This is a genomic window from Mesorhizobium norvegicum (assembly GCF_004919685.1).
GTDB classification, from domain to species: domain Bacteria; phylum Pseudomonadota; class Alphaproteobacteria; order Rhizobiales; family Rhizobiaceae; genus Mesorhizobium; species Mesorhizobium norvegicum.
Genome location: NZ_SMYZ01000041.1, coordinates 184,368 through 194,569, shown reverse-complemented (window position 1 = coordinate 194,569; position 10,202 = coordinate 184,368). Strand labels below are relative to the sequence as shown.

The following is a 10,202-nucleotide window of genomic DNA, read 5'->3' as shown; positions in this document are numbered from 1 at the left end:
GAGGGACGCTGTCATCGCCGATTTCGCCAATCACCAACGTCGCAAGAAGGGCGCCGACATGGCGGCCAGCCCCCTTCTCCCCGTCACTATACGGGGAGAAGTGCCCGGCAGGGCGATGAGGGGCGGCGCTGACTTCGATAATTGATGGCCTCCACCACGAATTGGAAAATCGGCCCGAGGCGATTGCCCTGCGTGTCCTGCGATCTAGCGTGGCGCGCGCTTGGCCAGGATCCGCTGCAAGGTGCGGCGATGCATGTTGAGCCGGCGCGCCGTCTCGGAGACATTGCGCTCGCACATTTCATAGACGCGCTGGATATGCTCCCAGCGGACGCGGTCGGCCGACATCGGGTTTTCCGGAGGCGCCGCGCGCTCGCCGGCAGTGCGGGTGAGTGCCGCGAAGATGTCGTCGGCGTCGGCGGGCTTGGAGAGATAATCGACAGCACCGAGCTTCACCGCGGTCACCGCGGTGGCGATGTTGCCGTAGCCGGTCAGGATGATGGTGCGGGAATCGTCGCGCTTTTCGCGGATGGCCGCGACCACGTCGAGGCCGTTGCCGTCGCCGAGCCGCATGTCCACCACGGCATAGGCGGGCGGATTGGCGCGTGCCTTGGCAACCGCCTCTTCGACGCTCTCGGCCGTCTCGACCACGAAACCCCTGGTTTCCATGGCGCGGGCCAGACGCGTGAGGAACGGCTTGTCGTCATCAACGATGAGCAGCGAGGTGTCCTCGCCTTCAACCATTGCGCCAATATTTTCGTCGCCTGTCATAGTCTCAAAATTCCTGCTGCCTTAATTTTACGCAGATATAGTTCCTGAGCCTCATTGTCCAATTTTTAGAGCTGCTTCAAGGCTCTCAAGCGGTGTCGAACATGCTGGCCGAAGTGATTTCCGGATTGAGGAACACACCGCGTGGCCATGATATCTGTACTACGGCGCCCTCGCCCAGCCCGCTTGAATTGCGGAAATCGAGCGTCGCGCCCGAGCGTTCGAGCAGGGTCTTGGCAATGAACAGGCCGAGCCCCAGACCGCCGCCGGCTTCATTGCCCTGGCGCGTCGACATATAGGGCTCGCCGATGCGGTCGATGATCTCGGCCGGGAAGCCGGGTCCGTCATCGATGATCGAGAAGGTCACGACGGCGTCGTCCCAGCTCCAGCGCACGGTGACGCTCTTGCGGGCGAAATCGACGGCGTTCTCGACCAGATTGCCGAGGCCGTAGATGACGCCCGGATTGCGGCGCCCGACCGGCTCTGGTCCGATGCGTTCGCCGGGCCGAAGCTTGATCGAGATGCCGAAGTCGCGATGCGGCGCGGTGACCTCCTCGACCAGCGAGGTCAATGGCAGCCGCGAAAGATGCGCCTCGCCCTCGGAGGACAGGCTGGTCAGCCGCTTGAGGATTTCGCGGCAGCGCTCGCTCTGCGAGCGCAACAGCCTCACGTCTTCCCCGTATTTCAGATCGTTGCCGAGCGCCTTTTCCATCTCCTTGGCGACAAGCGCGATGGTGGCGAGCGGCGTGCCTAGCTCATGTGCTGCCGCCGCGGCCAGTCCGTCGAGCGCCGAAAGGTGCTGCTCGCGCTGCAGCACCAGCTCGGTGGCGGCAAGCGCATTGGCCAGAAGCCGCGCTTCGGCGGCCACCCGGAAGGCGTATATGGCGGTGAAGGCGATCGAGGACAGCACCGCCATCCATATGCCCGCGACATAGATGAAGGGCATCGCCAGCGGCGCGCCCTCATACCAGGGCAGCGGCAGATGGACAAAGACCAGAAAGGTCGCCGCCGACATCACCAATCCGCCGAGGATGGCGGTCAGGCGCAGGGGCAGCGATGTCGCCGAAATGACGACAGGCACGGTCATCAGCAGCGAGAACGGGTTGGTGAGGCCGCCGGTCATGTAGAGCAGGCCGGCAAGCTGCAGGCTGTCGAAGATCAGGATGCCGAAGGCCGCAAGCGGGCTGAGCCGGTGCGCCGCCGGAAACCGGAAGGCGAGGAACAGGTTCATCCAAGCCGAACAGGCGATCAGCGCGAAGCACAGGCTGACCGGCAGCGGAAACTTCAGGCCATAGGCGACGACGAGCACCGCCAGGCTCTGACCGACAATGGCAAGCCAGCGCAGCCGGATCAGCGTGTTGAGGCGCAGTCTCTGGCTCTGCTGGAAATCGGGCGAACGCAAAACGTTGATCATGACCATGGATTACAGCCGCTGGAGGGCAAGCGCTAGGTCCCGCGCGGTTTCGCGCGGGCGGTGGCGGCGGCGAGCAGCGGATTTTCCGGCCAGACATGCTTGGGATAGCGGCCGCGCATGTCGGCGCGCACATCGGCCCAGGAGCCGCGCCAGAAGCCGGGCAGGTCGCGCGTCGTCTGGATCGGCCGGTGCGCCGGCGACAGGAGTTCGAGCGTCAGCGGCACGGCGCCATTGGCGATGGCGGGGTGACGGTCGAGGCCGAACAACTCCTGCACGCGAACCGCCAGCACCGGCCATTCGCCGTCATAGCGGATCGGCACATGGCTGCCCGACGGGGCATCGAAATGGGTCGGCGCCAGCGTATCGATCCTGCGCTGCAGATCGTGCGGCACGAGCGTGGCCAGCCCGGCCGAGACAACGCCCGCATCGATGGCGGCAAAGGATGCCGCGCCGGTGAGGTAAGGCAGCAGCCAGTCGTCGAGGCGCTCGATGAGGGCGGCATCCGCCATATCGGGCCAGGGCGCGCCAAGGCCGCGATGCAGCCAGCCAAGCCGCTGGCGCAGCGTCTGCGCCTCCTTGCTCCAGGTCAGCAGCGACAGCCCATGCTCGCGCACCGCATCTGTTATGGCGTGGTCGGCGTCAGCACCGGTTGGCGGCGGCAACATGCGCTCCGCGAGCGTGATGGCGCCAAGGCGCACGGCTTCGCGCACGCGCACGGCGCGGCGGTCGCGGTCAAAGCTCGTTTCACGGCGCGCCTCGATGCTGTCCGCCAGCGCGTCGCGGACATCGTCCTCGCTGATGGCCGCTGCCGCTGTGATGCGCGCATTCTGCGCCTTGCCCTGCAGGTCGGCGACGACCAGAAACGGCTCGCCCGCCAGCGGGTCGGCGGCGTCGAGCATGGCGCCAGAGCCATTGGCCAGCACGAAACGACCGCGCTCGCCACGCGCCTTGGCCACCCGATCCGGCCAGGCGTGGACGAGCAGGGGGCCGGCGAAGGCAGCTTCGCTGCCCTTCGCCCCGCCAGCCTGCCTCGCCAGCCGTTCGGCGAGCTGCTTCGCGGCGGTAGCGCGCGGCGATCTTTCCTGGCGAAAGCGCATCAGCCGTCGCTCCAGATCGGCGCCGTCGCCACCAAGACCGCGCTCGGTGAGCAGCACGGCAAGCATCGCTGCCGCCAAGGCATGGCCGCTCTTCGCTGCCTCGGCGACCATATGCGCCAACCGCACGGGCAGAGCGAGCTTGCGCATCGCAGCACCCGCCTCCGTCAGGCGCCCTGCCTCGTCGATGGCATCCAGCGCGCGCAGCAACGCCCTTGCCTCATTGAGTGCCGGAGCGGGCGGCGGATCGAGAAAGGCGAGCCCTGCCGGATCGGCAACGCCGAAGGCGGCGCAATCGAGCAACAGGCCGGACAGGTCGGCCTCCAAGATTTCGGGCGGCGTGAAGGCGGGGAGCGCGGCCGTCTGCTCGGCCCGCCACAACCGGATGGCGATGCCAGCTTGCGTGCGCCCGGCACGGCCGGCGCGCTGGTCGGCGGAAGCCTTGCTGACGCGCACGGTTTCCAGTCGGGTCAAGCCACTGGCCGGCTCGTAGCGCGGCAGCCGCGACAGGCCGGAATCGATGACGACGCGCACGCCGTCGATGGTGATCGACGTTTCGGCGATCGAGGTGGCCAGCACCACCTTGCGGCGGCCTGCCGGCGCCGGCTTGATCGCCGCGTCCTGCGCCTTGCCGTCGAGCATGCCGTAGAGCGGCACGATGTCGGTATCGGCACTGATCCTGCCGGCCAGCCGTTCGGCGGTGCGCTCGATCTCGCGCTGGCCGGGCAGGAAGGCAAGCACGCTGCCGCTCTCGTCGGCAAGGGCCGCGCGGATCGCCTTGGCCATGGCGTCCTCGATGGTGGTGCCGGCGGGGCGCTCGTCATAGCGGATGTCGACAGGAAAGGCGCGGCCCTCGCTCTCGATCACCGGCGCACCCGACAGAAGTTTGGCGACACGCGCACCGTCGAGCGTCGCCGACATCACCAGCACGCGCAGGTCCGGCCGCAGCGCACCTTGCACGTCGAGCGCCAGCGCGAGACCGAAATCGCCATCGAGCGAACGCTCGTGGAATTCGTCGAAAATGACAGCGGAGATTCCAGGCAGTTCGGGATCGTCGAGGATCATCCGCGCCAGAACGCCTTCGGTGACGACCAATATCCTGGTCTTTGCCGAGGTGCGGTTTTCCATGCGCATGGCATAGCCGACGGTGGCGCCGGGCTCCTCATCAAGCAATTCGGCCATGCGGCGGGCGGCGGCGCGGGCGGCGAGCCGGCGCGGTTCGAGCAGAACGATCTTGCCGGCACCCAGCCAGGACGCGTCGAGCAGTGCCAGCGGCACCAGCGTCGTCTTGCCGGCACCGGGCGGCGCCACCAGCACGGCGCTGTTGCCATGGCCGAGCGCTTCGTTCAGCGCCGGCAGCACAGCGGATACCGGAAGCTCCGGCAAGGGTTTTGTGGTCATCGGTCCAGGAATGCGTTCGTCCAATTGCGGCAGGTCGGCTCCGTCCGCATATCAGCGGTCGTGGTGGCCGCGCAACTTATGCGGCTGGGCCGGTTCAAAGCCGGGTGCGGGAAAACGGGTTCCAGCGCACGGTGCCCAGCCGCACTTCCTCGCGCACCATGGTCAGCAGGCCGGCTCCACCGACGACCGCCAGGCCGACCAGCGACAGCCCATCCGGATATTCCTGGAAGAACAGCGCGCCAAGGATCACCGCCCAGACGATCTGCGAATAATGCGTCGGCGCGACCCGGTTGGCAGGTGCGTATTTCATTGCCAGCAGCTGCAGGAATTGTCCGCCTGCGGTGAAGGCACCGGCCATCACCAGCCACAGCAACTGCTTTCCGCTGGGAGCGGTGAATGAGGTGGCGGCGGCGCCCAAGCCGTTGAACAACAGGCCGTAGCCGACCAGCACGCCCAGCATGGTCGTGCGCTTTTCCTGCTGCGCCAGCGAGCGCATCAGGATGACGCTGGTGGCGGCGAGGAACGCAACCCCGAACGCGGCAAGGTGGCCGAGATTGAGTTCGCGAAAGCCCGGCCGCACCACCAGCATGACACCGGCAAAGCCGGCAACCACCGCCAGCCAGCGCCAGGGGCCGACCTTCTCCTTGAGGATCAGCGTTGAGAGGATGGTGACGCAGAGCGGCGCCAGGAAGATCAGCGCATAGGACTCGGCCAGCGGAATGGTGGTGAAGGCGTAGACGCTGAGCACGCCGGAAGCGATACCCGCCCAGGCGCGCGCCTGCACGGCCCAGGGCCGCCTGGTGCGCCAGAAATCACGCCAGCGCTCGTCCGCTGGGCGCGTGAAGAAGAGAAAACAGCCGGCAAACAAGGTCGTGAAGAAGCCGATCTCGAAGACCGTGAATTGTCCGCCCAGACTTTTGACAACGGCATCGCTGCCCGAATAGCTTGCGTAGGCGATCAGGGCGAGCAGGATTCCGTTCGTCACGTTGTTCCATTTCCGGGGAGAGAGTGGTTTGAAAATCCTGGCGCTCGGTGCGCATCCGGACGACATCGAGATCTTCATGTTCGGTACGATGGCCGCCTATGCCGCGCAAGGCGCAGAACTCACTTTTGCCATAGCCACGGATGGTGCCAAGGGCGGCAAGAGTGATCCCGTTGTTCTCGCTCGTATCCGTCGCGAGGAAGCAACGGCCGCGGCCGTGCTGCTCGGGGCGACGCTGCGCTTCCTCGACTTTCCCGACGGCGAACTGGTTGCCGATGCAGCGCTGATCGGTGCGCTGAAAGGACTGGTTCGCGAGACCGGACCAGATCTGGCGATCACGCATGCGCCCAACGACTATCACGCCGACCACCGCGCGCTGTCGGACGGCGTGCGCATCGCGGCATCGTTCGCGGTTCCGGTGCTGCATGCCGACACGCTCGGCGGCACCGGCTTTTCGCCGACGCACTATGTCGACATTTCCGCATATGCCGACATCAAGGCCAAGGCGATCCGCATGCATCAGTCGCAGGATCCCGACCGCTTCGTCGACGGCGCGCGAACGCAAAACCTTTTTCGCGCCGGCCAATGCAACGGCGCGCAAGGCTCGTTGGCGGAAGCGTTCCGCTTCGAACCGACGTTCCCCTTCGCCGACATACGCGAACTGCTGCCGCCGGCGCCGCCGATCCGGAAGGTCATGGTAAGCACCAAACGGGTCGGCTGAGACTAGCGACTGTCTTCAGGCCAGGTCGCAACGAGCCCGCACGGCTTCGACAGTCCGCGCGGATCCGACCAGTGATCCGCACTTTTCCCAACGTTTTCAAACGCCGACGCAAGCATGCTGCGGCGCAGCAACGAATTCGCTTGCCTTGTTTAGTAAAAATTGCATTACTAAACAAATTACTAAACATCCGCCGCGCTGACGCGCCGCCATGTTTGGACCCCGGAGGAGGGGGTTAGGGCTCTTGAAACCGTCATCCGGACGCGTTTCGCAAATGGGAGGAAGGCATGAAATCGACTCTGAAACTAACGTTGGGACTGGCCTCGGCAATGTTTGCGTCGACAGCCCTCTCCAGCGTCGCGCAGGCTGAAGATCTGACGCTTTGCTGGGCGGCCTGGGACCCGGCCAACGCGCTCGTCGAACTGTCCAAGGACTTTACCAAGCAAACCGGCATCGGCATGAAGTTCGAATTCGTGCCGTGGACGAACTATGCCGACCGCTTTCTCAACGAGCTGAATTCGCACGGCAAGCTGTGCGACCTGATCATCGGCGACAGCCAGTGGATCGGCGGTTCCGCCGAGAACGGCCATTACGTCAAGCTGAACGACTTCTTCGACAAGGAGAAGATCAGCATGGACGACTTCGTGCCGGCGACCGTCGTCGGCTATTCCGAATGGCCGAAGAACACGCCGAATTATTGGGCGCTGCCGGCGATGGGCGACGTCGTCGGCTGGACCTATCGCAAGGACTGGTTCTCCAAGCCGGAGCTGCAGAAGGAATTCAAGGAGAAGTATGGCTGGGATCTCGGCCCGCCGGCCACCTTCGACCAGTTGAAGCAGATCGCCGAATTCTTCCAGAAGCGGCAGATCGACGGCAAGACCGTCTATGGCGCGTCGATCTATACCGAACGCGGTTCCGAGGGCATCACCATGGGTGCCATGGACGTGCTCTACAGCTACGGCTTCCAGTACGAGAACCCCAAGAAGCCCTACGAGATGGAAGGCTTCGTCAACTCCGACAAATCGGTGAAGGGCCTGGAGTTCTACAAGGCGCTCTATGATTGCTGTACCCCTCCGGGCGCCTCGAACAGCTACATGGGCGAAGGCGTCGACGCCTTCAAATCCGGCCAGGTGGCGATGCACATGAACTTCGCGTTTACCTGGCCAGGTCTGCAGAAGGACGAGAATGTCGGCGGTGACAAGATCGGCTATTTCGTCAATCCCAAGGGGCCTGACGGCGAGCAGTTCGCCCAACTCGGCGGCCAGGGTATCTCGGTTGTGTCCTATTCCGACAAGCAGGAATCGGCGCTGAAATACATCAAGTGGTTCGCCAACAAGGACGTGCAGGCAAAGTGGTGGTCGCTCGGCGGCTATTCCTGCCTCAACGCGGTCGTCAAGGACCCGAAGTTCCCGGCCAGCCAGCCCTATGCGCAGACCTTCCTCGACTCGATGGCCATCGTGAAGGACTTCTGGGCCGAGCCCAGCTATGCGCCGCTGCTGCAGGCCTCGCAGAAGCGCTTCCATGACTATGTTGTCGCCGGCCAGGGTTCGGCCAAGGATGCGCTCGACGGCCTGGTCAAGGACTGGAGCCAGGTGTTCCAGGACGACGGCAAGATGTAGTCGGCTCCTCCCGAGCCAATGACCGCCCGTCCCGTGCCGCCCTTGGCACGGGACGCAGTTCAGATAAACTCCATTGTCGAGACGATCCAAGTGACCGAAGTGGGACTAACCATGCTCAATCGGACCGCGGACAGCGTTGCCCGGGCGACCCCGGAGCCGTTGGCCCGCAAGGTCCGCGGCATCAGCGACAAGGGCCTCGCCTGGCTGTTCATCTCGCCGACGATCCTGTTGCTGCTCGCCATCAATATCTTCCCGTTGTTCTGGGCGATCTATCTGTCGTTCACCAACTACCGGGCCAACCGACCCGGCGAGGTGGTCAAGAATCTCGGCTTTGCCAACTACCAGCGCATCCTTGGCGACAAGGACATCTGGATCGCCATGCAGACGACGGCGCATTTCGTGTTCTGGACCATTCTGCTGCAGACGGTGATCGGCTTCACGCTGGCCTGGCTGATCGACCGGAAGTTCCGCGGCCACGCCTTCTGGACGACCATCATCCTGGTGCCGATGATGCTGTCGCCGGCGGTGGTCGGCAATTTCTGGCGCTTCCTCTACGAGCCACAGATCGGCCTGTTCGCCTATGCCATCTCGTTCGTCACTGGCATCCCGGCCACGCATATCGAGATGCTCTCCAACGTGTCCTTGGCGCCATGGTCGATCGTCATCGTCGACACCTGGATGTGGACGCCCTACGTGATGCTGATCTGCCTCGCCGGCCTGCGCTCGATCCCCGAATACATCTACGAGGCGGCCGAGGTCGACCGCGCTTCCAACTGGCGGCAGTTCTGGTCGATCACCCTGCCGATGGCGCTACCCTTCATCATGCTGGCGGTGCTGTTTCGCGGCATCGAGAATTTCAAGATGTTCGACATGGTCAACCTGCTCACCGGCGGCGGACCGGGCTCGACCACCGAGGTCGCCTCGATCACACTGAAGCGGCAGGCGTTCGAAAGCTGGCGCACCGGCTATTCCTCGGCCTTCGCCATCATCCTGTTCGTCGCGGTGTTCGGTCTGGCCAACATCTACGTCAAGGCGCTCAACAAGGTGAAGCAGAGATGAGCCTGACCACAGCCCATTCGGTCGTCGCACCCTCGGCCAATTCGAAACGGATCGCCGGCGCGATCATCATTGCCTACGCGCTGATCTCGATCGTGCCGCTGCTGTGGATATTCGCCACCAGCTTCAAGACGCCGCCGGATTCGATCGCCTATCCGCCAAAGATCCTGTTCCAGCCGAGCCTCGAGGGCTACTGCAACCTGTTCACGACGCGGACGCGGCAGACTCCGGAATACATCAACTCGCTCGGACCGGCGACGACGTTTTGCGACGAGACGACGCGCAAGCGCAACATGGTGATCGCCGGCCCGTCCAACTTCCTGCCGCGCTTCGTCAATTCGCTGATCATCGCCTTCGGCTCGACCTTCTGCGCCGTGTTTCTCGGCACGCTGTCGGCCTATGGCTTCTCGCGCTTCAAGGTGCCGCTGGCCGACGATCTTTTGTTCTTCATCCTGTCGACGCGCTTCATGCCGCCGATCGCCGTCGCCATTCCGATCTACCTGATGTACCGCGAGCTTGGCCTGTCCGACACCGCGCTCGGCATGATCCTGCTCTACACGGCGGTCAACGTGTCGCTGGCGGTGTGGCTACTGAAAGGCTTCATTGACGAGATTCCGCGCGAATATGAGGAAGCGGCGATGATCGACGGCTATACGCGGCTGCAGGCCTTCTGGCGCACCGTGCTGCCGCAGGCGACAACCGGCATTGCGGCGACCGCCATCTTCTGCCTGATCTTCGCCTGGAACGAATATGCGTTCGCCGCCCTGTTGACCTCCGGCACGGCGCAGACCGCGCCGCCCTTCATCCCGACGATCATCGGTGAAGGCGGCCAGGACTGGCCGGCGGTGGCGGCCGGCACGACGATCTTCCTGGTGCCGATCCTTGTCTTCACCATCCTGCTTCGCAAGCAACTGCTGCGCGGCATCACCTTCGGGGCGGTGCGCAAATGAGCATGACCAAACCCGTAAAGCGCAAATCGCGCTGGCCGGCCTGGGCACGGCGCGGCCTGATGGAAAACATCGCGACGGCACTGATCGCCCTCGGCTTCCTGATGCTGTTCCAGCCCTTCGCGCTGTCGCTCTACACCTATTCCTTCATCACCATGCTTGCCGGCACCGTGATGTTCATCATCGTCTCGAAGTTCCCGGAGTAG

The 10,202-nt window shown here is 64.3% G+C and carries 9 protein-coding genes; 5 read left to right on the top strand and 4 right to left on the bottom strand.

Annotated features, from left to right (window positions below; translation table 11 throughout):
- Positions 1-204 precede the first annotated feature (204 nt).
- The 4 genes from FCU66_RS17575 to FCU66_RS17560 all read right to left on the bottom strand — a co-directional run bounded on the left by FCU66_RS17575 (position 205) and on the right by FCU66_RS17560 (position 5,659).
- A complete protein-coding gene (locus FCU66_RS17575) occupies positions 205-768 on the bottom strand; it encodes an ActR/PrrA/RegA family redox response regulator transcription factor (RefSeq protein ID WP_111544836.1) in 564 nt (187 codons plus the stop codon).
- 85 nt (positions 769-853) lie between these two features.
- Positions 854-2,185: an ActS/PrrB/RegB family redox-sensitive histidine kinase gene (locus FCU66_RS17570; RefSeq protein WP_136617447.1), complete on the bottom strand. Its 1,332-nt coding sequence runs from the start codon at positions 2,183-2,185 to the stop codon at positions 854-856.
- A gap of 26 nt (positions 2,186-2,211) precedes the next feature.
- Entirely contained in the window at positions 2,212-4,674 is a 2,463-nt protein-coding gene (gene hrpB / locus FCU66_RS17565) for an ATP-dependent helicase HrpB (RefSeq protein WP_136617448.1), read from the bottom strand.
- Positions 4,675-4,768: 94 nt separating this feature from the next.
- A complete protein-coding gene (locus tag FCU66_RS17560) occupies positions 4,769-5,659 on the bottom strand; it encodes a DMT family transporter (RefSeq protein WP_136617449.1) in 891 nt (296 codons plus the stop codon).
- Positions 5,660-5,687: 28 nt separating this feature from the next.
- Here FCU66_RS17560 and FCU66_RS17555 point away from each other — a divergent pair, with 28 nt between their 5' ends.
- The 5 genes from FCU66_RS17555 to FCU66_RS17535 all read left to right on the top strand — a co-directional run bounded on the left by FCU66_RS17555 (position 5,688) and on the right by FCU66_RS17535 (position 10,202).
- Entirely contained in the window at positions 5,688-6,377 is a 690-nt protein-coding gene (locus FCU66_RS17555) for a PIG-L deacetylase family protein (protein WP_136617450.1), read from the top strand.
- 284 nt (positions 6,378-6,661) lie between these two features.
- On the top strand, positions 6,662-7,993 hold the full coding sequence (locus FCU66_RS17550; protein ID WP_136617451.1) for an ABC transporter substrate-binding protein: 1,332 nt from the start codon (positions 6,662-6,664) through the stop codon (positions 7,991-7,993).
- A gap of 111 nt (positions 7,994-8,104) precedes the next feature.
- Positions 8,105-9,052, top strand: coding sequence for a carbohydrate ABC transporter permease (locus FCU66_RS17545; RefSeq protein ID WP_136617452.1), 948 nt, complete (start codon positions 8,105-8,107; stop codon positions 9,050-9,052).
- A complete protein-coding gene (locus FCU66_RS17540) occupies positions 9,049-9,999 on the top strand; it encodes a carbohydrate ABC transporter permease (RefSeq protein WP_136617453.1) in 951 nt (316 codons plus the stop codon). The genes FCU66_RS17545 and FCU66_RS17540 overlap by 4 nt, the downstream gene beginning before the upstream one ends.
- The gene (locus FCU66_RS17535) at positions 9,996-10,202 is read left to right on the top strand and encodes a hypothetical protein (RefSeq protein WP_136617454.1); all 207 of its coding nucleotides are present in this window, start codon (positions 9,996-9,998) and stop codon (positions 10,200-10,202) included. The genes FCU66_RS17540 and FCU66_RS17535 overlap by 4 nt, the downstream gene beginning before the upstream one ends.

What these genes read in the sequence shown, in the direction of transcription:
- FCU66_RS17575 (WP_111544836.1), bottom strand. Translation starts at nt 768, where the DNA reads ATGACAGGCGACGAAAATATTGGCGCAATGGTTGAAGGCGAGGACACC.
- FCU66_RS17570 (WP_136617447.1), bottom strand. Translation starts at nt 2,185, where the DNA reads ATGGTCATGATCAACGTTTTGCGTTCGCCCGATTTCCAGCAGAGCCAG.
- hrpB (WP_136617448.1), bottom strand. Translation starts at nt 4,674, where the DNA reads ATGACCACAAAACCCTTGCCGGAGCTTCCGGTATCCGCTGTGCTGCCG.
- FCU66_RS17550 (WP_136617451.1), top strand. Translation starts at nt 6,662, where the DNA reads ATGAAATCGACTCTGAAACTAACGTTGGGACTGGCCTCGGCAATGTTT.
- FCU66_RS17545 (WP_136617452.1), top strand. Translation starts at nt 8,105, where the DNA reads ATGCTCAATCGGACCGCGGACAGCGTTGCCCGGGCGACCCCGGAGCCG.
- FCU66_RS17540 (WP_136617453.1), top strand. Translation starts at nt 9,049, where the DNA reads ATGAGCCTGACCACAGCCCATTCGGTCGTCGCACCCTCGGCCAATTCG.
- FCU66_RS17535 (WP_136617454.1), top strand. Translation starts at nt 9,996, where the DNA reads ATGAGCATGACCAAACCCGTAAAGCGCAAATCGCGCTGGCCGGCCTGG.